The sequence below is a fragment of the Enterococcus sp. DIV0167 genome, assembly GCF_050541555.1.
GTDB classification, from domain to species: Bacteria; Bacillota; Bacilli; order Lactobacillales; family Enterococcaceae; genus Enterococcus; species Enterococcus faecalis.
The window spans coordinates 393,465-415,160 of the sequence record NZ_CP172933.1; the positions used below are offsets into that span (position 1 = coordinate 393,465).

The following is a 21,696-nucleotide window of genomic DNA, read 5'->3' on the forward strand; positions in this document are numbered from 1 at the left end:
ATAATAAAAAAGAATTTTCCGTGGCAGGCACGGGGCAACTTGAAACCAAGAAAAGAGGATTATATGAAAAATTATTTGAAAGATAGTAATTTATATTTAGTCATTGCGTTTGTTATTATGGCCATTTTATTTTTCAGTTCATCACAGACGTATGAACAGCAATCACAAGTTGGTCTTTTAGATAAACTTCTGAGCAGTCATCCTTTTGAAGAACAATTAAAAAATATTTCTTTTCAATATGCTGGCAGTGAAGTGAGCATTCAAGCTAGTGGTTATAGTAAATTTGTTGAATTTTTTATTCGTAAGGGAGCCCATTTTGGTACGTATTTTCTATTAGGTGGTAGTTGGTTTATTGGATTAGTACCAAGAATCAAAGGTCTGTTTTTAACAGCTGTTGTTTCCTGGCTAGCTGCTACTGGCTATGCAGGTTTAGATGAATTTCATCAAATGATCACAGGCGGAAGGACCCCTCTTTTTCAAGATGTTATGTTGGATGCCATGGGTGCTTTGACAGCCATCGTTATTTGTTTGGTGGTTCATGGTTTGAAGAAAAATAAAAAAAGAAGACGCTAATTTAGAAGAGCTTCGTTTATTCGTCAGAACGGTGGGTAAGCGAGGGTCTTTTTTTGGTAGCGCTTGTTCCTAACTGAAAAGAAGAGTAGAATATAGGAGAATAGTAACGAAAAGTCAGGAGGAATCAAGGATGTCAGGACACAGCAAATGGAGCAACATTCAAGGGCGTAAAAATGCACAAGATGCCAAACGTGGGAAAATTTTCCAAAAAGTTTCAAGGGAAATCTATATGGCGGCAAAAGCAGGTGGCCCTGACCCCACAATGAATCCTGCTTTACGTTTAGCAGTCGATAAAGCTAAGTCAGCCAATATGCCCAATGATAATATTGCGCGCGCCATAAAAAAAGCCAGTAGTGCTGGTGAAGGGGAACATTATGACGAGGTAACTTATGAAGGATACGGGCCAGGTGGCGTGGCAGTTTTAGTTCATGCACTAACAGATAACCGCAACCGAACGGCCACCAATGTTCGCGTCGCGTTTACTCGAAATGGTGGCTCTTTAGGTGAAACGGGTTCGGTGAATTATATGTTTGATCGTAAAGGCTATATTGTCATTAAGCGAGAAGATCATGCAATTGAGGAAGACGATATGCTAGAAGTCGTTTTGGAAGCAGGCGGCGAGGATTTAGAAACATCACCAGAAGTATTTGAAATTTACACAGCACCAGAAGATTTTACAGCGGTTCGCGATGCTTTAGAACAAGCAGGTTATTCATTAGCACAAGCTGAATTAACAATGGTTCCGCAAACCTTACTAACCTTGAACGATGAACAAAAAGCGCAATTAGAGCGCTTGGTTGACAAGTTAGAAGACGATGATGATGTGTCAGAAGTATTTACCTCTGCAGAAAATCTATAAAATAAAGGGATGCTTGGCGTCCTTTTATTCATAAAATGAAAGCGGATACAGAATGGAGGGCATTTTGAAAAAGAGAATTTGTTTACAAGCAATCAGGGAAGAAGCGGAAGCCTATTATCGTAACGGTGATTTTTATTGCTCGGAAGCGATTGTGGTGACCATTCGGCAACACTTCGATGCGGAGATTCCCATTGAAGCTGTGGCCATGGCTTCTGGGTTTCCTGTAGGTGTTGGAGGAGCGAAGTGTATTTGTGGTGCTCTTTCAGGCGGGGTTATGTGTCTGGGCTACTTTTTTGGTCGGACAGAAGCCAAAGGAGAACAAGTAAATAAAACGATGGCTTTAGCCAACGAATTGCATCAAAGTTTTCGACAAAAGCATCGAGTGGTTTGCTGCAGTATTTTGACAAGTAAAATGACGATGGGCTCACCTGAGCATATGGAACAATGCATTGGCTTTACTGGAGAAATTGCTGAAACAACCGCAAAAATTATTGCACGAGAACTTGCTTACGAATTAGTCTAGTAAAAATGAGAGAGGAGCAACCAGATTCAGGTGAATGAATCTGGTTGCTCCTCTCTCATTTAATGCGTAATCAATTAACCAAGTACTTTTTCATAAGCTTCCACTTGAGATAAGACACGTTGGAGCTGTAATTCATTTTCAATATAGTTGATTGAATTACCTAAATCTTCTTGGCGGTTTGTTTCTAAACGATCGACTTCTTTTTTTGCTTCGTTCAATAAGTGTAGAACTTCTTCCTTAGATAACATGTACTCACCTCCTTGCGCAGTTCATCTACTATTAGTGTACTCCTTTTTTTCAAAAAAGGGCAATAATAGGATATTAAAAAACAAAAATAGCGGTTAGAACCGCTATTTTTGTTTACTCATGGCGTTGTTGTGCTAAAATCGCTTCGATTCGTTCTCTTTGATCTGCCAAAAAGTGAGGCAAATAAAGGGGGATTTCATCAAAGTTTGAACTTTGATTTTCATAGGCTTCGGCATCTAGCAGGCCTTTTTGTGTGGCTACTTCAAATAACAAGTGGTTCGGTTCTCTAAAATACAATGATTTGAAAAATTCGCGGTCTTTAATTCCTGAGTTTGTAAAATTCTTTTCCTCTAACAGGCTATCAACTTGCGTTAATTCTTGCGTATCTTCCACCCCAAAGGCGACGTGATGAACGCCACCAATTCCTTCAATGGCAAGCGGATTGGTACGGTCATCAATGATGTGCACCTCTTGATAAAACTGTGGATGATGATTTTCCAGAACGGTTACTTCATGCGCAGTTTCAAAAAAAGGTACTGTTTCTTTTTCATGCCAATGTAAATAATCCACTAAAGGTTGTTTAGTAGCTGCGGCATATTGGACGCGTAATTGAATTGCATCAATGCCTAAAATTGCATGTTCTACTGGAATTTCGGAATGCTCAGCTGGAAAATAATCTTCCGCATTTTCAAATTCACGTAACGGAACAAGCGCCATTTGCGTATTATCGGGCGCTTCAAAACGCAAAATTGGGTGTTGGTTAAATGTTTCCACACCATAGTGGCAGATACCCGCTTGCTCAAGACGTTCTGCCCAAAAATCCAAAGAGGCGCGCGTTGGTACTTTTAAAATAGTTCGTTCAATTGTATTTGTCCCAAATGATTGATCTTGGCCATCATTCAATTCAAAAAAAGTTAATTCGGTACCTGTTCGTTGCTCATTATCTGAGAAAAATAAGTGATACATGGTGTGGTCATCTTGGTTGATCGTTTTCATTAGTAATTTTAATCCCAGTGTATTATGATAGAAGTCAAATGTAGGCTTTATCAATCGATTTAAAATAGAGATGTGATGAATTTGTGCATACATAGTAAAATTCCTTTCTTGGAGGTTTATTAAATGAAACAATTTTTTCAAAAAGGGTCGAAACCTAATCAATTAGTTGTCGCTTTCCATGGTACTGGTGGCAATGAATATCAATTATTAACGACCATCGCAACCCTTTATCCAGAAGCGAGTGTTCTAAGTTACTTAGGGACAGAAGGTGTAGGCGAACAGCGACGCTTTTTTGCGCCATTAGTTAATGGAGCCTTACCTCGTGCTAACTTTGATGAGCGAGTGACTGCGTTTCTAGAAGAAGTTTGGCAACCGCAAAAGTTATACGATGAAGTTATTTTTATAGGGTACTCTAACGGTGCCAATTTTATTTTAGGCCTGTTAGAAAAGAACCCGACTATTGCTAACACTGTTATTTTACTGCATCCAAGCAATTTAGGCTATCAATATGTATCTGGTGAGTTTGCGACAAAAGTGATTGTCACAACAGGGGCTCAGGATGAGTTGAGTATTCCGGGACAAGTTCTTTCTTTAGCTAATCAATTAAAGAAACATTTTCCAGTCGACTTTTTACTAGTGGATGGCGGTCATGGTTTATCGGAAGAAGAAGTAACGAAAATAAAAGAAGTTCTTTAAAAACAAGCTGCAACCTCTGTTGATAAGTGGTTGCAGCTTGTTTTTTTCATGTGTGTTTAAATGATTTAGTTCTTTTTATTAATGAAAGATTCCGCAAGGGCAAAGTCTCCTGCGTAAGGTTCATCTACGCCGTTTACTTTTTGATAAAGGTCGGCACCTTTACCAGCTAAGACAATCGCATCATCAGCCGTTGTGCTTAAAGATAATGCGTGAGCAATTGCTTCGCCACGATCTAAAACGGTGTAAACAGGCATTTCTTTGGTAATATGGGCTTGAATTTCTTGGCAAATTTTTGCTGGATCTTCACTGGCTGGGTCATCGGTTGTTAGGACTGCAACATCAGCCAATTCAGAAAGAACCCTACCAAAGTCTTTGCGGCGAGAAATCGCTTTGTCTCCCGTGCTACCGACAAGAACAATTAAGCGGCCGTCAGGATGTTCTTCACGGACAAAGGTTAAAAGATTCTTCAAACTGTCATAATTATGAGCGTAATCAACATAGACGGTTGCACCGTTGGTATTCGTTAAAGATTCCATCCGGCCAGGGACGGTGGTTGCTGCGATTCCTTGTTGACACTCTTCTTTTGAAGCTCCCACAAGGACACTAGCAATCGCCGCACTTAACGCATTACCTTTGTTAAAATCACCACCTAAACGAAGGTGATAAGAGCCGGCCAATCCTAACGCATCTGCAGGACTTTCAACGATAAAACGTAAGGAATCCTCTGAAGAAACAGCGAATGAATAGTCTACTTCTGGAGCCGGCTGACTGCCATAGACAATGGCTGGGACTTTTTGCTGTTGTGCAGTTTCTTTAAGTAATGGAAAATAATCAGCTTCGTGATTCAACACAATGACTTTAGAATGTGTAATCAATTGACGTTTGCAATAAAAGTAATCGTCAAAGGTTGGATGTTCAATTGGACTGATATGGTCGGGGGTAATGTTTAAAAAAATGCCGACATCAAAAAACAGCTTGTAGACACGATTAGTTTTGTAGGCTTGGGAAGAAACTTCCATAATAAAATGAGTCATCCCGTTAGCAACAGCGGTTGCCATCATTCGATACAAGTCCAAAGATTCGGGTGTAGTCAATGCAGATTTAAAGAATGTTTTGCCATCTAATGTCGAATTCATGGTAGAAAGCAAGGCTGTTTTTTGTTGTGTAGCAACATCTAAAATATATTTGGTGAAATAAGCCGCTGTTGTTTTACCTTTGGTTCCAGTAAAGCCAATCAGTTTTAATTTATTTTGTGGATAATCATAAAAAGCCATGCTTAACACAGCCATTGCTTTTTTAATGTCAGTCACGATAATTCCTAGTTGCGCCGGAACCTCATAAGGCACCTCAGAAACATAAATTTCTAGGCCGTCTTTTACAGCATTTTCTAAATAGATTTCTTTAAAGTTTAATCCTTTACAAAAAAAGAGTGTTTCTGCTGTTACGTCTCTCGAATCGTAAGAAAGAGCCGTTACTTCTCGTTGACCTAACGTGTCGGAAAGGGTCAAGTGCCAGCCTTCTGGTGAAATAAATTCTTTTAATAAATCTTCTTTTTCTAAGCAATCGCGAATTGCGAATAATGAAATCGTCACTTTTTTTGCCTCCAAACGTTTCAACGAAATTTCAAAACTGATGTCATTATAGCATTATTTTTCTTTTAAAAAAACCATCTCGTTAGCGTGAGAAAATCCATGAGAAATGTTAAAATAGGATAATTCTTCGAGAAAGTCGTTGCATATCCCAAGATGAACAATTAAAATAAAGAAAGCATACTCAAAGAATATTGGAGGACAAAATGATCAATCAACCAAATTCAGTTGATCAACCAATCCTGACGAACCAAGAAAAAATGGTCAAAGGCTCAGCTTGGATGACAGCTAGTAATATTATCTCCCGCATGTTAGGGGCGATTTACATCATCCCCTGGTACGCTTGGATGGGCGAGCACGGAAACGAAGCGAACAGTTTGTTTTCAATGGGGTATACGATTTATGCCTTATTCCTAATGATCTCTACCGCCGGAATTCCAGGTGCGATTGCCAAGCAGACCTCGCATTATAATTCATTGAACGAATATAAAATTAGTCGACAGCTTTTTTATCGTGCCTTACAACTAATGGGTGGCTTAGGTGTGGTTTTTGCTATTGTGATGTATTTGGCATCTCCGGCATTAGCAGCTTTGTCTGGCGGAGGTCCTGAATTAGTTCCAACAATGCGTTCATTAAGTTTAGCCGTTTTAGTTTTCCCAAGCATGAGTGTCATTCGCGGTTATTTCCAAGGAAATCAAGAAATGATGCCCTTTGCTTTATCACAAATTGTTGAACAAGTAGCACGAGTTTTTTACATGTTATTAACCGCTTTTATTATCATGAAAGTCTTTGAAGGTAATTACGTTACAGCGGTGACTCAAGCCACTTTTGCGGCATTTATTGGGATGCTCGCAAGTTTTGCGGTTTTAGGTTATTACATGTACAAACAAAAACCATTATTTGATTATTTAGAAGAACACAGCGCCAATGAACATGAGATTGCCCCAAAAGAGTTATTGATTGAAACTTTTAAAGAGGCGATTCCTTTTATCGTAGTTGGCTCAGGTGTGACGGTCTTTAAACTTGTCGATCAGTTTACTTTCTCAAACTTTATGCGTTTGTTTACGGATTATTCAGATACCCAATTACGAGAGCTTTTCGGTATTTTTAATGCCAATCCGGACAAATTAACCATGATTGTCGTGGCTTTAGCGACTTCGATTTCGGCTACTGGATTACCGTTAATTACAGAAGCGGTCACCTTAAAAAATCACCGTGAGTTAGCGCGTTTGATTAGTAATAATTTACAACTTTTTGTGTTTGTAATGTTGCCAGCAACGTTCGGCATGATTGTTTTAGCGCAACCACTATACACTGTTTTTTACATGCCAGATGCTTTAGGCACTTCTTTATTAGTGCAAGCTTGTTACGCTAGTTTATTCTTGGGCTTGTATATGTTAGTGTCAAATATGTTGATGGGGATGTATGAAAATCGTGACGCAATGCGTTATTTAGGAATTGGTTTAGCAGTGAAATTAATCGTGCAATTCCCCGCAATCCGTTTATTTGAAGTTTACGGTCCGTTATTAGCAACGATGATTGGCTTTACGGTTTCTTGCGTATTGATTCTAAGAAGAATTCGTCAAGTGACACGTTTTAATTACAAATTAACCTTACGGCGAACATTGTTAATGTTCTGTATTACAGTCATCATGATGATTATCGCTTTGATTTTCCGTCAGTTCTTGTATCTATTTTTAGATCCAACTAGACGTTTCCAAGCCTTCATTATCGTTGTAATTGTGGCTGCTGCAGGAGGCGCTTTTTATGGCTATTCGGTCTTGAAGATTCGCTTAGCTGATCGTTTATTAGGGAAAAATGCCGCAAAATTACGTGCAAAATTCAATATTAAATAATAGCTGATTGAACTCCTTTCAGCAGATTCTCTTAAGAGACAAGGCTTGAGACATCGATCGATTCGATTTATGTCCCAAGCTATTTTTTTAAAGGAAAGAGGAATGACGATGCGTTTAGATAAATTTTTAGCCGATGTTGGTATCGGTAGTCGTAAAGAAATCAAACAATTGTTAAAGAAAAAAGTCGTTACGGTGAATGGTGACGTCGTAAAAGAAGCCAAAACACAAGTAAATGAAGAAACAGATCAAATTGCCTTGATGGGAGAAATTCTTACGTATCAGAAATTCTTTTATTACATGTTGCATAAACCACAAGGTGTCATTTCTGCGACGGAAGATCAGCGAGATGAAACGGTAATTGACTTGTTAACTGATCAGGATTACCGTGCCGACTTGTTCCCAGTTGGTCGCTTGGATAAAGATACTGAAGGCTTGCTTCTATTAACAAATGATGGCCAGTTAGCGCATCAATTATTATCACCCAAAAAGCATGTGGATAAAGAATATTTAGCTGAAGTTGAGGGACTTGTGACAGCGGAAGATTGTCAACTGTTTGCGCAAGGATTTGCCTTGAAAGATGGAGAAATGGTTAAACCAAGTCGTTTAGTCATTGAGACGATCAATGAGGAAGAAGGGACTTCCGTAGTCCGTTTAGTGATTCAAGAGGGGAAATTCCATCAAGTCAAACGGATGTTAGCCACTGTAGGCAAACCTGTGATGTATTTAAAACGATTACGAATGGGCGAACTATGGTTAGATGAAACGTTAGAACTAGGGGAATATCGGCCCTTAACAGAAGCCGAATTACAACAACTACAACCTAAACAATCATACCTCAATTAAAATAAACAAAAACCCAGCCCTTTCTGCGGAAAAGATAAAAAATTTCTCGAAAAATAGTGTCGGGTTTCTTTCTTTTTCTGCATAAAATGGTATGATTGACTATGTAGAACTTTATGAATAGGAGTGACAACAAATGACAATTGATTGGACAAAAGAAGTCGAAGCACGTAAAGACGACTTATTAGAAGATTTACAAAACTTATTACGGATCAACAGTGAACGTGATGATGCACAAGCAACACCTGAAGCGCCCTTTGGACCTGGGCCAGTTGCTGGCTTAAAACACATGTTAGCGTATGGTGAACGTGATGGCTTTACGGTGAAAAATGTCGACAATTACGCTGGACACATTGAATATGGTGAAGGCGACGAAACGTTAGGGATTTTTGGTCATATGGACGTTGTTCCTGCTGGTGATGGTTGGGAAACAGATCCTTATGAACCAGTCATTAAAGATGGCAAAATTTATGCACGTGGCGCGAGCGATGATAAAGGCCCAAGTATGGCTGCTTATTACGCAATGAAAATTATCAAAGAATTAGGCTTACCCGTGTCTAAAAAAATTCGTTTCGTAGTAGGAAGTGACGAAGAAAGCGGCTGGGGCGATATGGATTACTATTTCCAACATGAAGAAGCGCCAGACTTTGGTTTCTCACCAGATGCTGAGTTCCCAATTATCAATGGGGAAAAAGGAAATGTGACTATTCGTTTAACTTTCCGAGGCGGTAACGGCGCTGATTATAAATTAGAAAGCTTCAAATCTGGTTTACGTGAAAACATGGTTCCGGGAACAGCAGATGCTGTTGTAACGGCTGCTTCAGCAGACGAAGCGGCTTCACTAGCTGCTAGCTTTGAAACATTCATCAAACAAGAAGCAAAAATTTCAGGTAACGCAGAACTTTCAGATAAAACAGTGACTTTCCATGTAGTTGGTAAAGGTGCTCACGGGGCTAGCCCACAATCTGGAATTAACGCAGCGACTTTCTTGGCAACTTTCTTAAATGATTACAGCTTTGCAGAAGGCGCATATAGCTTTATTAATACCATTGCTGAATTTATCCATGAAGATTTTTATGGTGAAAAATTAGGCGTGGCTTTTGAAGACGAAAAAATGGGTAAATTGACAATGAACGCTGGGATTGTTAACTTTGATCCAGAAAACCCTGAAAATAGCTTAGTAACATTAAACTTCCGCTATCCAAAAGGAACTTCAGCAGAAGAATTACAAGCAAAAGTTCAAACAACAGTCGGTGAAACGGTCACTGCAACACAAGGAGATCGCAACCAAGAACCGCATTATGTACCAGTTGATGATCCATTGGTGGCAACGTTACTACAAGTTTACGAAGACCATACAGGCGAAAAAGGCCAAGAACAAATCATTGGTGGCGGTACTTATGGCCGCTTATTAAAACGTGGTGTTGCCTATGGCGCAATGTTCCCTGGCTACACAGACACAATGCACCAAGCCAACGAATTTATGGAATTAGATGACTTATTCCGAGCAGCTGCTATTTATGCAGATGCGATTTATCGTTTAGCGAAGTAAAGTAAAAAAGCTGTTTTCGATTTTCGAAAACAGCTTTTTTTGCAATTTTTGCCTTTTAAAAACCCAAAATCAGAACCGTCAATTTACTGAAAATTTCTTGCAAATCAACGGATCCCACGATACGATAAATAGGAGAAAAGGCAATGAGTGAAACACTTATTGTTAACTATTTAATCAAAGGACGTGTGAAGATGAACGTAGAAGAATTAGTTCAAAAAGCAAAAGATTTAATTGGAGAAGGCAACGTGGAACATGCGCAACAATTCATTGAAGAACATAAAGATGAATTAGGCGAACACTATCATAAAATTACAGCGCTGTTAGCTGATACAACGACCGATGGTTTGTTTGATAAAATTAAAGGATTGTTTCAATAGTCGTAATTAAAAAGGCAAAACACAGTTAACCACGCACTGTGTTTTGCCTTTTTTTGCCATGTAAAGTTTGATAATATCAACAAATAGTAAAAGATATTACCATACAATAAATATAGATTTGTTATTTTAAGAAAAGTAAAGGAATTAAGCTAAGAGATTCCTAATTAGATAATGTTATTTTTGTTACATATATAACTATATTAGTTAAAAAAACTATAAATAACCCTTTTTTTAAGAAAATAAGAATGGTAAACTTTAAGTAGTGTTATTCAGTTTGATTGATTTGGAAACGATTACTTTTAAATTTCAAACAAAAAAAGCGCCGAAACAGCGCCACTTTACAGTTGATTACGGTTGAAACCTTATTTTAACTTGCTATGTTGTTTAGAATAGTCCCAAAAGAACTTAACTAAATTATAGCATAGAATAAAAATCATTCAAGTAGTAATTTAAAAAAAGGAGTGGAAATAAAATGAAGAAAGATTACGTTATTGGTCTGGATATAGGAACTAATTCTGTCGGCTGGGCAGTTATGACAGAAGACTATCAGTTGGTGAAGAAAAAAATGCCTATTTATGGAAATACTGAAAAAAAGAAAATCAAGAAAAATTTTTGGGGTGTGCGTTTATTTGAAGAAGGGCATACAGCCGAAGATCGCCGATTAAAAAGAACAGCACGACGAAGAATTAGTCGTCGACGGAATCGTTTACGCTACTTACAAGCTTTTTTTGAAGAAGCGATGACAGCTTTGGATGAAAACTTTTTTGCTCGTTTACAAGAGAGTTTTTTAGTGCCTGAAGATAAGAAGTGGCACAGACATCCGATTTTTGCTAAGTTGGAAGATGAAGTAGCTTACCATGAAACGTATCCGACAATCTACCATTTACGTAAAAAATTAGCAGATTCATCTGAGCAAGCAGATTTACGACTAATTTATTTGGCGTTGGCCCATATTGTCAAATATCGTGGACATTTTTTAATTGAAGGAAAATTAAGTACAGAAAATATTTCTGTTAAAGACCAATTTCAACAATTTATGGTCATTTATAACCAAACCTTTGTGAATGGGGAGAGTCGCTTAGTTAGTGCGCCTTTACCTGAATCTGTCTTGATTGAGGAAGAGTTGACTGAAAAAGCTTCTCGGACTAAAAAATCTGAAAAAGTCTTACAACAATTTCCTCAAGAAAAAGCTAATGGCTTATTTGGTCAGTTCTTAAAGCTAATGGTAGGGAATAAAGCTGACTTTAAAAAAGTTTTTGGTTTGGAAGAAGAAGCCAAAATAACTTACGCTAGTGAAAGCTATGAAGAAGATTTAGAAGGCATTTTAGCAAAGGTTGGGGATGAATATAGTGACGTGTTTTTAGCTGCTAAAAATGTGTACGATGCAGTTGAATTATCAACGATTTTAGCAGATTCGGATAAAAAAAGTCACGCGAAATTATCTTCTAGCATGATTGTCCGTTTTACAGAACATCAAGAAGATTTAAAAAATTTCAAACGATTTATTCGTGAAAATTGTCCAGACGAATATGATAATCTCTTTAAAAATGAACAGAAAGACGGCTATGCAGGCTACATTGCACACGCGGGTAAGGTTTCACAGCTTAAATTTTACCAGTATGTTAAGAAAATCATTCAAGATATTGCTGGAGCAGAATATTTTTTAGAAAAAATTGCGCAAGAAAACTTTTTAAGAAAGCAACGGACCTTTGATAATGGGGTGATTCCTCATCAAATTCATTTGGCTGAGTTACAAGCAATCATTCATCGTCAAGCGGCCTATTATCCATTTTTAAAAGAAAATCAAAAAAAAATTGAACAACTGGTTACATTTCGAATTCCTTATTATGTCGGACCATTATCAAAAGGAGATGCAAGTACCTTCGCTTGGTTAAAACGTCAAAGTGAGGAACCAATTCGTCCTTGGAACCTTCAAGAAACCGTTGATTTGGACCAATCAGCGACAGCCTTTATTGAACGAATGACCAATTTTGATACGTATTTACCTTCTGAAAAAGTTTTACCGAAACATAGTTTGTTATATGAAAAGTTTATGGTATTTAATGAATTGACCAAGATTTCTTATACGGATGATCGAGGAATCAAAGCCAATTTTTCAGGTAAGGAAAAAGAAAAAATCTTTGATTATCTGTTTAAGACGCGTCGAAAAGTTAAGAAAAAGGATATAATTCAATTCTATCGAAACGAATATAATACGGAGATTGTCACGCTTAGTGGACTTGAAGAAGACCAATTTAATGCTAGTTTTAGCACGTATCAGGATTTACTGAAATGTGGTTTGACAAGAGCAGAATTAGACCACCCAGATAATGCCGAAAAATTGGAAGATATCATAAAAATTTTAACTATTTTTGAAGATCGGCAACGAATTCGGACTCAACTTTCCACATTCAAAGGGCAGTTCTCAGCAGAAGTACTAAAAAAATTAGAACGCAAGCACTACACTGGCTGGGGAAGATTGTCGAAGAAATTAATCAATGGTATCTACGATAAAGAATCGGGTAAAACAATTTTGGACTATTTAATTAAAGATGACGGGGTCTCAAAACACTATAATCGCAATTTTATGCAACTGATTAATGATTCACAATTATCTTTTAAAAATGCGATTCAAAAAGCACAGTCCAGTGAACATGAAGAAACATTAAGTGAAACTGTCAATGAATTAGCTGGTAGCCCAGCAATAAAAAAAGGAATTTATCAAAGTTTAAAAATTGTCGATGAACTAGTCGCGATTATGGGTTATGCGCCTAAGCGGATTGTTGTCGAAATGGCACGTGAAAATCAAACGACTAGCACTGGCAAAAGAAGATCCATCCAACGCTTGAAAATAGTTGAAAAAGCAATGGCCGAAATCGGCAGCAATTTATTAAAAGAACAACCAACGACTAATGAACAGTTACGAGATACCCGTCTTTTCCTTTACTATATGCAAAATGGTAAAGATATGTACACGGGAGATGAATTATCGCTTCATCGTTTATCTCACTATGATATTGATCATATTATCCCACAAAGTTTTATGAAAGACGATTCATTGGATAACCTAGTTTTAGTGGGCTCTACTGAAAATCGAGGGAAATCCGATGATGTACCTAGCAAGGAAGTTGTTAAGAAGATGAAAGCTTATTGGGAGAAATTATATGCTGCTGGCTTAATTAGTCAACGGAAATTCCAACGTCTGACCAAGGGGGAGCAAGGTGGCTTGACTCTCGAAGACAAAGCGCATTTTATCCAACGACAATTAGTAGAAACTCGTCAAATTACCAAAAATGTTGCAGGGATCTTAGATCAACGCTACAATGCCAAGTCAAAAGAGAAAAAAGTCCAAATCATCACCTTGAAAGCTAGTTTAACGAGCCAATTTCGTTCGATTTTTGGCTTGTATAAAGTTCGTGAAGTGAATGATTATCACCATGGACAAGATGCTTATTTAAACTGTGTGGTCGCAACCACGTTATTAAAAGTTTACCCTAATTTAGCACCAGAATTTGTTTATGGAGAATATCCTAAGTTCCAGGCCTTTAAAGAAAATAAAGCCATGGCGAAGGCTATAATTTATACAAATTTGCTGCGCTTTTTCACGGAAGATGAACCACGGTTCACGAAGGATGGCGAAATTCTTTGGAGTAACAGTTATTTGAAAACTATCAAAAAAGAATTAAATTACCATCAAATGAATATTGTCAAAAAAGTAGAAGTGCAAAAAGGCGGTTTTTCAAAAGAGTCGATTAAACCCAAAGGACCATCGAATAAATTGATTCCTGTCAAAAATGGTTTGGATCCCCAAAAATATGGCGGTTTTGATAGTCCTGTGGTTGCTTATACAGTGTTATTCACGCATGAAAAAGGTAAAAAACCTCTTATTAAACAGGAGATACTGGGCATTACGATTATGGAAAAAACAAGGTTTGAACAAAATCCTATTCTTTTTTTAGAGGAGAAAGGCTTCCTGCGGCCTCGTGTATTAATGAAATTGCCTAAGTATACACTGTATGAATTTCCAGAGGGGCGCCGGCGCTTATTAGCTAGCGCTAAAGAAGCGCAAAAAGGGAACCAGATGGTTTTACCTGAACGTTTACTTACATTACTGTACCATGCGAAACAATGTTTATTACCAAATCAATCAGAAAGTTTGGCTTATGTAGAACAACATCAACCAGAATTTCAAGAGATTTTAGAGAGAGTGGTTGACTTTGCTGAAGTGCATACATTAGCCAAGTCAAAAGTCCAGCAAATTGTGAAACTTTTTGAAGCAAATCAAACAGCAGATGTGAAAGAGATTGCGGCATCCTTTATCCAACTTATGCAGTTTAATGCGATGGGCGCACCAAGTACGTTTAAATTTTTCCAAAAAGATATTGAGCGAGCACGCTACACGTCAATCAAAGAAATTTTTGATGCCACTATCATTTACCAATCGACTACGGGCCTGTATGAAACACGCAGAAAGGTTGTCGACTAGATGGGCTGGCGAACGGTAGTGGTTAATAAGCATTCAAAATTATCCTATAAAAACAATCATCTTGTTTTTAAAGCAATTGATCACCAAGAATTAATTCATTTGTCTGAAATTGATGTTTTGTTGTTGGAAACAACGGACATTTCGTTAACCACGATGCTATTAAAACGATTAATTGATGAAAAAATATTAGTGTTATTTTGCGATGATAAGCGTTTGCCAATTGGTAAAATTTTGCCCTTTTATGGACGGCATGATAGTAGCTTGCAATTGACACGTCAGTTGGCTTGGACGGAAGAACGAAAAGGTCAAGTTTGGACAGCGATTATTGCACAAAAAATCACCAATCAGAGTTTACACTTAGTGCAACGAGACTATAGCCAAAAGGCTGCTGCTTTGTTAGCTATGCGCGCTGAATTACGTCTGTTTGATCCAGCCAATCGAGAAGGTCATGCAGCTCGAAGTTACTTTAATACTCTCTTCGGCAATGATTTTACACGTGAACAAGAAAATGACATTAATGCTGGTTTAAACTATGGTTATACGTTGTTATTAAGTATTTTTGCTCGAGAGTTAGTCCAGACAGGTTGTTTTACACAACTAGGACTAAAACATGCCAACCAATTTAATGACTTTAACTTAGCAAGTGATCTTATGGAGCCTTTTCGTCCATTGGTAGATCAAATCATTTATGAGAATAGAAAAGAAGCCTTTCCGATAATGAAACGTAAGTTATTTGCTTTGTTTATGAATACGTATATGTACAAGAAAAAACAAATGTTTTTAACCAATATTGCTACCGATTATACAAAACATGTAGTAAAAGTTCTGAATCAAGAGGAGGAAGGAGTTCCAGAGTTTGGGATATGAGTTATCGATATATGCGTCTATTATTAATGTTTGATATGCCAACGGACACAGCCAGTGACCGGAAAGCGTATCGGAAGTTCCGGAAATTTTTGATTAATGAAGGATTTATTATGCATCAATTTTCGGTTTACAGCAAAATTTTGTTGAATGATACTGCTAATAAAGCAATGTTGGCTCGCTTAAAGCAGAATAATCCGCAAAGAGGACTAATTACACTATTAAATGTAACAGAAAAACAATTTTCTCGAATGATTTATTTGCATGGAGAACAAGACAATCGAGTTGCTAATTCAGATGAACGGATTGTCTTTTTAGGAGAAGAATAGATGAGAGTTAATTTTTCTTTATTGGAAGAACCCATTGAAATTGAAAAAGCCACCTTTTTAACGATTAAAGACGTTCAAACCTTTGCTCATCTAGTGAAGTTAATTTATCAATATGATGGGGAAAATGAGTTGAAACTATTTGATGCGCAACAAAAAGGGCTGAAACCAACAGAATTATTTGTTGTTACGGATATTTTAGGCTATGACGTTAATTCGGCTGCCACGCTGAAATTAATCTATGGGGATTTAGAAGCACAATTAAATGATAAACCAGAAGTCAAATCAATGATTGAGAAGTTAACTGGAACAATTAGTCAATTAATTGGCTATGAATTGTTGGAACATGAAATGGATTTGGAAGAAGATGGCATCACTGTGCAGGAACTTTTCAAAGCTCTTGGAATCAAAATCGAAACAACGAGTGATACGATTTTTGAAAAAGTTATGGAAATTACACAAGTACATCGTTATTTATCAAAGAAAAAATTATTGATTTTTATTAATGCGTGTACGTATTTAACAGAGGATGAAGTGCAACAAGTGGTAGAATATATCTCTTTAAATAATGTGGATGTCCTGTTTTTAGAACAAAGGGTGGTCCAGAACAGATTCCAATATATTTTGGACGAAAACTTTTATTTGAGTTATGAAAAAGCTTAAATTGTTATTGATTAGTGGTTCATTCTAAACTGAAATCTAGCTATGGATAAGTGATGCGAGTACGGAACTTTGGAGAAAAAATAATTCTCCGAGGTTTTAGAGTCATGTTGTTTAGAATGGTACCAAAACATCATCTTCTGCAAACACTTGTTCATATTCGTTTTAGAGTCATGTTGTTTAGAATGGTACCAAAACAAATGGTAGAATTTTAAGCATTCCTCATTTGTTTTAGAGTCATGTTGTTTAGAATGGTACCAAAACCTTGCAAGCTGATGCATCCCTTTATTAGTTGTTTTAGAGTCATGTTGTTTAGAATGGTACCAAAACTGGATCACCTAGTTTGTATTCGCCAGTTTAGTTTTAGAGTCATGTTGTTTAGAATGGTACCAAAACTGTTGCTCGTGTCACTACGCAAAATGCAAAGTTTTAGAGTCATGTTGTTTAGAATGGTACCAAAACCTAGCCGAATCCACACTGGATAGCAATACTGTTTTAGAGTCATGTTGTTTAGAATGGTACCAAAACCTTGCTGCTAGATGTCGTGTTGGCCAGCCAGTTTTAGAGTCATGTTGTTTAGAATGGTACCAAAACTTGCGGTATTATTCGTAGGTTTGCTTTTTTGTTTTAGAATCATGTTGTTTAGTTTTCGCAAATACGATATGATTGATGTAAAAATATCGTTAATATGTATAAATGTGATTGTTATATAAAAAATATAAGTAATAAATTGAAGCTTTGCTAGAGCAAGTGATGCGATTACGAAATTATTTAATTTTAGAGTCACGTTATTTATTACTTTACGAATAGAGAGTACGATTAGTTAAATATTTAGTTTTACAGCTATGTTGTTATTATATGTGTTGAACGAAGTTATTGATTTTAAAAGTAGTTGTTCCTCCTTTTTTTATATGCTACAATTTTTCTATATTAATCATTAGTTAAATATTTAAGGAGGTGATTATAATAAGAAGGAAAGGATTTAACAAAATAAAAAAAGAAATGGAATATGTTAAAGTAGTTACGAATTTACTAATGGTATCAAAATTTTTTACGCTACAGTCCGATGAAGATTTACATACATTAACTCTGTTTGGAACATTACTTATTTATATTTATAGACGCTTTTTAATGAATGCGCTTTCTACGAAACTGGATAATAAAAATTGGCATTTTTCAAATGCTACTTTATGTAGTTTACTTTTTTATAGTGGCTATATATGTTCGCATTTATTTCTTTTGAATAAAAATCACTTATCTATAAATCAAGAATTAATCCCCAATTTATTGAAAATGACACTCCCTGTTTTATTAATATTTCATGCTTTTGTTGTACTATTTGATGATACAAAAAAGTAAAACTGAGGACCCAATTAAAGTCAAGTTAACCACATTGAAAGATAAACCTTTCAATGTGGTTAAAGATGCTTAATGAGATTCATGAAACATAGAAAGCGGATTAATTTTCTATGCTCTTTATTTGTATATTTTCTTGGGAATCATTATTGATTGTGGATTAAAAAGATAATCCGCTCCCCGTTTCACCACAGGCATATTCGTAATAGCTAAAATGAAGAGGGCTAAGAAGAAAAGTGCCAGGATTCGGAAAGTAAACCATTCTTTAAAGAGTGTGTCTAATTGTAAACCACTTTCCAACAGAATAATTAAGGGCATATGCAAGAGATAAGGGTAAAGGGTATCTTTTCCGAGGGCGCTTAAAGGTAACTTTCGTTTCGGCAATAATGCAAACCAAGAAAGAGACACCAATGCTGCAGCAACGTAAAAGAACAGCTGAATGAAACTACTGTATTCAAAGGCCGGACTAATTTCAGCGTAGGAAGCCCAACCAGTTAAGAAGCCCCAAAATTTCGTTGCCAATGACCATTGACTATTTACAAATAAAAAGGAGCTTAAAATTACACCTATCGCTGCCCATTTGACTTTGCGATGATCTAAAAAGGTTTGCAGCTTTTGAATATCCATTAAGTAGCCACAATAGAAGAAAGGGAAGAAGCCCAGAGTCCGTCCTAAAGACAAGAAACCTTCCACAGGTAAATAGCCTGAGGCGCAGCCGATAACAACGATAATTGGCAACATGATTTTCGGCTGAACGCGCTGAAGAAAGATGGTAATTAAGTAGAAACTTGCTAAGGAAAGTAAGTACCAAGGAACGCCCGTTTCGTTCAGTAAATCAAAATTCATTTTATTTGCAAAGGCGAAATTAGCAAGCGTAATCAACAACTTCGCTAAGAGATAAAGCCAAACAAAGGAAAGTAAACGGAGATATTTTCGTTGTTTAATGGCATGTTTACTGAAGAGTCCAGAGACAAAAATAAAGGCTGGCATATGGAATGAATAGATCCAAAAGTTGATCGTTTCCATGAGTCGTGAAGGAGAAGCTTCACGATCTAAAATATGCCCAAAAATCACTAAGAAAATTAAAAAAAGTTTCACGTTGTCCCATTTATAAATTCGCTTGTCGTTTTCCATAACGATCACTCCTTTTAGTAGAAAACAGTTCACTTTTGTTTAAGGCAGAAGAGGACAATTTTTCCATTCATTGAGTAGATAATTGTAGATACGAACCGGCAGCCGTTAAATGAGCCCCACATACTTGCGCTTAAAACAAAAAATTAGGCAGGATGTTAGTCTTAAATTATACTGAAAGAGTGACGATCCTCCAAAGATTTTGTTTATTAAGAAGTGAAAGATGCGGTGAAAATAAATGATAAAATTTCAAAATGTTTCAAAAGTATATCAAGAAAATGCTGTTTTGTCCGATGTGAATTTAACAATCCAACAAGGCGAATTTTTTGTATTAGTAGGGCCGAGTGGTAGTGGAAAAACGACGACTTTGAAAATGATTAATCGGCTCATTGAGCCAACGACAGGTGAAGTGGCTCTCAATGAACAAGCGGTAACCAATTATCCTTTACGTGAATTACGACTAAAAATTGGCTATGTTCTTCAGCAAATTGCCTTATTTCCTAACTTAACCGTGGCGGAAAATATTGAGTTGATTCCTGAAATGAAAAAATGGCCCAAAGAGCAACGCAGAGAGCGAACCATTGAACTATTGAAAAAAGTTCAGCTGGATCCTGAGGAATATCTGCATCGTAAGCCAGCAGCGCTTTCAGGAGGCGAACAACAACGTATCGGGATTTTACGCGCCATTGCAGCCGAACCAGAAGTGATTTTAATGGATGAACCTTTTAGCGCGCTAGATCCGATTTCAAGACATCATCTTCAACGTTTGGTGAAAGAACTTCATCAGGAATTAGCGAGTACCATTGTTTTTGTAACCCATGATATGAATGAAGCTTTATTGTTAGGGGAGCGCATCTGTATTATGGACGCTGGTAAAATTATTCAAGTCGATACGCCAGAAGCCATTCAAAAACATCCGAAAAATAACTTTGTCGGTCAATTTTTCAAACAATCTTCGCCAGAACTAGCGAACTATTGTGGCGCTGACTTGACTGCATTTTTAGAAGCCGCAGATGAGACGATTGAGCCAGTGCCGACTGTTTTCATGGAAACCAATTTAAAAGAGATTGTCCAACTCATTAATGCGCAAGAGAAAGCAAATTTAGTAGAAAAACAACAAGTTTTAGGGTGTATCACCTCAAAAACGATTACTCGTTTTATGGAACAGCTGTTGGAAAGCGAGGGACAGTAGATGCAAGCACTGATTGAAACTTTTTTCGCTCGAAAAGAAGAATATCTGCAAGCGTTAATCGAGCATATGCAATTGTCCTTTATTTCGTTATTATTCGCTGCATTGATTGCAATTCCTTTAGCCATTTATTTAACGAGTCATCGCAAGTTAGCGGAAAGTCTGTTACAAGTGACTGGGATTTTCCAAACCATCCCTTCTTTAGCCTTGCTAGGCTTACTGATTCCGTTAATTGGTATTGGTCGACCACCGGCAATTGTTGCGCTAGTGATTTATGCCTTATTCCCAATTTTACAAAACACCTATACTGGTTTGACGGAAATTGATCCTTCGTTAGAAGAAGCCGCAGAAGCATTTGGTATGAGTAAAAAAGAAAAATTGTTTAAGTTTGAGATACAAATGGCGTTACCATTTATTATTTCTGGGATTCGAACGGCTACCGTTTTAATTATTGGTACGGCCACATTGGCAGCGTTAATTGGAGCAGGCGGTTTAGGGACCTTCATTTTATTAGGAATTGATCGAAATAATTTATCGTTGATTTTTATTGGAGCTCTTTCATCAGCTGCACTAGCAGTCTTATTTAATTATGGAATTCATTGGTTGGAAAAAGCGAATGGGCGGCGACTAATCATTGGCGGTACTATTTTAGGCCTTTTGTTAGGTGGTTCATTTTTCTGGAATCAACAAACTTCTTCAAAGGAAAAACAGCTGACAATTGCTGGCAAATTAGGAGCGGAACCAGATATTATTATTAATATGTATAAAGCCTTAATTGAAGAAAATAGCGACATTCAGGTGACGTTAAAGCCAAACTTTGGCAAGACTACTTTTTTATATAATGCCTTGAAATCAGATGAAATCGATCTTTATCCAGAATTTACAGGAACAGTGATCGAGACCTTTTTAAAAAATCCTCCTCAGCTAGACAATCAACCTCAAGTAGTCTATGAAGCGGCACGCGCTGGCTTGAAAAAACAAGAAAACCTTACTTTGCTGAAACCGATGCGCTATGAAAATACGTATGCCGTCGCAGTTAAGCGCTCATTTGCAAAAGCGCATCAATTAAAAACGATTAGTGATTTACAGAAAATTAGCAATCAGTTGAAAGCAGGTTTTACGTTAGAATTTATTGATCGGCAAGATGGTTATAAGGGATTACAAGAAAAATATCATTTAAATCTGAATGTCCAATCGATGGAACCGGCGTTACGCTATCAAGCGATTAATAATGGTGAGGTAAATGTGATTGATGCCTATTCAACGGATAGTGAATTGAGACAATACGATTTAGTAACGTTAGAAGATGATCAAGCGCTATTTCCGCCTTATCAAGGAGCACCACTTATTAAAACAGCAACGTTGGAAAAATATCCAGAATTAGCAGAAATATTGAATAAATTGGCAGGAAAAATTAGCGAAGAAGAAATGAGTGAAATGAATTATCAAGTCAATGTGGAGGGGCAAGACCCTAGCATAGTGGCGAAAGACTATTTAAAAGAAAAGAATCTTCTTAAATAAGTATTTTTTACTGAAAAAGACTGGTATATAAACATTTATCCAGTCTTTTTCAGATA

The 21,696-nt window shown here is 37.0% G+C and carries 18 protein-coding genes and 1 CRISPR repeat array; of the genes, 14 read left to right on the plus strand and 4 right to left on the minus strand.

Going from position 1 to position 21,696, the window contains the following annotated elements:
* Positions 1-63: 63 nt before the first annotated feature.
* The 3 genes from IGM09_RS02000 to IGM09_RS02010 all read left to right on the plus strand — a co-directional run bounded on the left by IGM09_RS02000 (position 64) and on the right by IGM09_RS02010 (position 1,955).
* The gene (locus tag IGM09_RS02000; RefSeq protein WP_002366143.1) at positions 64-573 is read left to right on the plus strand and encodes a VanZ family protein; all 510 of its coding nucleotides are present in this window, start codon (positions 64-66) and stop codon (positions 571-573) included.
* Between the two features lie 130 nt (positions 574-703).
* Positions 704-1,432 carry a YebC/PmpR family DNA-binding transcriptional regulator gene (locus tag IGM09_RS02005; RefSeq protein WP_002409141.1) on the plus strand — a complete coding sequence of 243 codons (729 nt, stop codon included), beginning with the start codon at positions 704-706 and terminating at the stop codon, positions 1,430-1,432.
* 52 nt (positions 1,433-1,484) lie between these two features.
* Complete coding sequence (locus tag IGM09_RS02010) at positions 1,485-1,955, plus strand: C-GCAxxG-C-C family protein (RefSeq protein WP_016617067.1); 471 nt, start codon at positions 1,485-1,487, stop codon at positions 1,953-1,955.
* Positions 1,956-2,029: 74 nt separating this feature from the next.
* On the opposite strand, the gene IGM09_RS02015 is transcribed toward IGM09_RS02010, so the two are convergent.
* Complete coding sequence (locus IGM09_RS02015) at positions 2,030-2,203, minus strand: hypothetical protein (RefSeq protein ID WP_002355495.1); 174 nt, start codon at positions 2,201-2,203, stop codon at positions 2,030-2,032.
* A gap of 112 nt (positions 2,204-2,315) precedes the next feature.
* Complete coding sequence (locus IGM09_RS02020) at positions 2,316-3,290, minus strand: ring-cleaving dioxygenase (protein WP_002358652.1); 975 nt, start codon at positions 3,288-3,290, stop codon at positions 2,316-2,318.
* 30 nt (positions 3,291-3,320) lie between these two features.
* Between IGM09_RS02020 and IGM09_RS02025 the strand changes: the two genes are divergently transcribed.
* A complete protein-coding gene (locus IGM09_RS02025) occupies positions 3,321-3,893 on the plus strand; it encodes an alpha/beta hydrolase (protein WP_002358653.1) in 573 nt (190 codons plus the stop codon).
* 65 nt (positions 3,894-3,958) lie between these two features.
* Here the strand turns inward: IGM09_RS02025 and IGM09_RS02030 are convergent, their stop codons facing one another.
* Entirely contained in the window at positions 3,959-5,485 is a 1,527-nt protein-coding gene (locus IGM09_RS02030; protein WP_080270518.1) for a UDP-N-acetylmuramoyl-L-alanyl-D-glutamate--L-lysine ligase, read from the minus strand.
* 203 nt (positions 5,486-5,688) lie between these two features.
* On the opposite strand from IGM09_RS02030, the gene IGM09_RS02035 reads away from it, so the two are divergent.
* The 8 genes from IGM09_RS02035 (at position 5,689) to csn2 (ending at position 16,446) form a co-directional block, all read left to right on the plus strand.
* Entirely contained in the window at positions 5,689-7,338 is a 1,650-nt protein-coding gene (locus IGM09_RS02035) for a putative polysaccharide biosynthesis protein (protein WP_002364837.1), read from the plus strand.
* Between the two features lie 108 nt (positions 7,339-7,446).
* Positions 7,447-8,181 carry a pseudouridine synthase gene (locus IGM09_RS02040; protein WP_033624815.1) on the plus strand — a complete coding sequence of 245 codons (735 nt, stop codon included), beginning with the start codon at positions 7,447-7,449 and terminating at the stop codon, positions 8,179-8,181.
* A gap of 133 nt (positions 8,182-8,314) precedes the next feature.
* Positions 8,315-9,730: a dipeptidase PepV gene (pepV, locus tag IGM09_RS02045; protein ID WP_002371462.1), complete on the plus strand. Its 1,416-nt coding sequence runs from the start codon at positions 8,315-8,317 to the stop codon at positions 9,728-9,730.
* 143 nt (positions 9,731-9,873) lie between these two features.
* Positions 9,874-10,107, plus strand: a complete 234-nt coding sequence (locus IGM09_RS02050; RefSeq protein WP_002373309.1) for a hypothetical protein — start codon at positions 9,874-9,876, stop codon at positions 10,105-10,107.
* A gap of 472 nt (positions 10,108-10,579) precedes the next feature.
* The gene (gene cas9 / locus IGM09_RS02055) at positions 10,580-14,593 is read left to right on the plus strand and encodes a type II CRISPR RNA-guided endonuclease Cas9 (RefSeq protein WP_033624816.1); all 4,014 of its coding nucleotides are present in this window, start codon (positions 10,580-10,582) and stop codon (positions 14,591-14,593) included.
* Positions 14,594-15,460 carry a type II CRISPR-associated endonuclease Cas1 gene (gene cas1 / locus IGM09_RS02060; protein ID WP_033624817.1) on the plus strand — a complete coding sequence of 289 codons (867 nt, stop codon included), beginning with the start codon at positions 14,594-14,596 and terminating at the stop codon, positions 15,458-15,460.
* Positions 15,457-15,786 carry a CRISPR-associated endonuclease Cas2 gene (cas2, locus tag IGM09_RS02065; protein ID WP_002364833.1) on the plus strand — a complete coding sequence of 110 codons (330 nt, stop codon included), beginning with the start codon at positions 15,457-15,459 and terminating at the stop codon, positions 15,784-15,786. The genes cas1 and cas2 overlap by 4 nt, the downstream gene beginning before the upstream one ends.
* A complete protein-coding gene (csn2, locus tag IGM09_RS02070) occupies positions 15,787-16,446 on the plus strand; it encodes a type II-A CRISPR-associated protein Csn2 (protein ID WP_002364832.1) in 660 nt (219 codons plus the stop codon). It begins immediately after the preceding gene.
* A 93-nt stretch (positions 16,447-16,539) separates the two neighbouring features.
* Positions 16,540-17,037: a CRISPR direct-repeat array (repeat unit 36 nt; unit sequence GTTTTAGAGTCATGTTGTTTAGAATGGTACCAAAAC).
* An 882-nt stretch (positions 17,038-17,919) separates the two neighbouring features.
* Here csn2 and IGM09_RS02075 read toward each other — a convergent pair.
* Positions 17,920-18,933, minus strand: a complete 1,014-nt coding sequence (locus tag IGM09_RS02075) for an acyltransferase family protein (protein WP_010713903.1) — start codon at positions 18,931-18,933, stop codon at positions 17,920-17,922.
* A gap of 235 nt (positions 18,934-19,168) precedes the next feature.
* Here IGM09_RS02075 and IGM09_RS02080 point away from each other — a divergent pair, with 235 nt between their 5' ends.
* Complete coding sequence (locus IGM09_RS02080) at positions 19,169-20,122, plus strand: ABC transporter ATP-binding protein (protein ID WP_002363150.1); 954 nt, start codon at positions 19,169-19,171, stop codon at positions 20,120-20,122.
* Positions 20,123-21,640, plus strand: coding sequence for an ABC transporter permease/substrate-binding protein (locus tag IGM09_RS02085; protein WP_010713901.1), 1,518 nt, complete (start codon positions 20,123-20,125; stop codon positions 21,638-21,640).
* The last annotated feature ends 56 nt before the right edge of the window (positions 21,641-21,696 follow it).

Bases quoted from the DNA above. Each gene is read 5' to 3' on its own strand.
- IGM09_RS02000 (WP_002366143.1), top strand. From the start codon at position 64: ATGAAAAATTATTTGAAAGATAGTAATTTATATTTAGTCATTGCGTTT.
- IGM09_RS02005 (WP_002409141.1), top strand. From the start codon at position 704: ATGTCAGGACACAGCAAATGGAGCAACATTCAAGGGCGTAAAAATGCA.
- IGM09_RS02010 (WP_016617067.1), top strand. From the start codon at position 1,485: ATGGAGGGCATTTTGAAAAAGAGAATTTGTTTACAAGCAATCAGGGAA.
- IGM09_RS02015 (WP_002355495.1), bottom strand. From the start codon at position 2,203: ATGTTATCTAAGGAAGAAGTTCTACACTTATTGAACGAAGCAAAAAAA.
- IGM09_RS02020 (WP_002358652.1), bottom strand. From the start codon at position 3,290: ATGTATGCACAAATTCATCACATCTCTATTTTAAATCGATTGATAAAG.
- IGM09_RS02025 (WP_002358653.1), top strand. From the start codon at position 3,321: ATGAAACAATTTTTTCAAAAAGGGTCGAAACCTAATCAATTAGTTGTC.
- IGM09_RS02035 (WP_002364837.1), top strand. From the start codon at position 5,689: ATGATCAATCAACCAAATTCAGTTGATCAACCAATCCTGACGAACCAA.
- IGM09_RS02040 (WP_033624815.1), top strand. From the start codon at position 7,447: ATGCGTTTAGATAAATTTTTAGCCGATGTTGGTATCGGTAGTCGTAAA.
- pepV (WP_002371462.1), top strand. From the start codon at position 8,315: ATGACAATTGATTGGACAAAAGAAGTCGAAGCACGTAAAGACGACTTA.
- IGM09_RS02050 (WP_002373309.1), top strand. From the start codon at position 9,874: ATGAGTGAAACACTTATTGTTAACTATTTAATCAAAGGACGTGTGAAG.
- cas9 (WP_033624816.1), top strand. From the start codon at position 10,580: ATGAAGAAAGATTACGTTATTGGTCTGGATATAGGAACTAATTCTGTC.
- cas1 (WP_033624817.1), top strand. From the start codon at position 14,594: ATGGGCTGGCGAACGGTAGTGGTTAATAAGCATTCAAAATTATCCTAT.
- cas2 (WP_002364833.1), top strand. From the start codon at position 15,457: ATGAGTTATCGATATATGCGTCTATTATTAATGTTTGATATGCCAACG.
- csn2 (WP_002364832.1), top strand. From the start codon at position 15,787: ATGAGAGTTAATTTTTCTTTATTGGAAGAACCCATTGAAATTGAAAAA.
- IGM09_RS02075 (WP_010713903.1), bottom strand. From the start codon at position 18,933: ATGGAAAACGACAAGCGAATTTATAAATGGGACAACGTGAAACTTTTT.
- IGM09_RS02080 (WP_002363150.1), top strand. From the start codon at position 19,169: ATGATAAAATTTCAAAATGTTTCAAAAGTATATCAAGAAAATGCTGTT.
- IGM09_RS02085 (WP_010713901.1), top strand. From the start codon at position 20,123: ATGCAAGCACTGATTGAAACTTTTTTCGCTCGAAAAGAAGAATATCTG.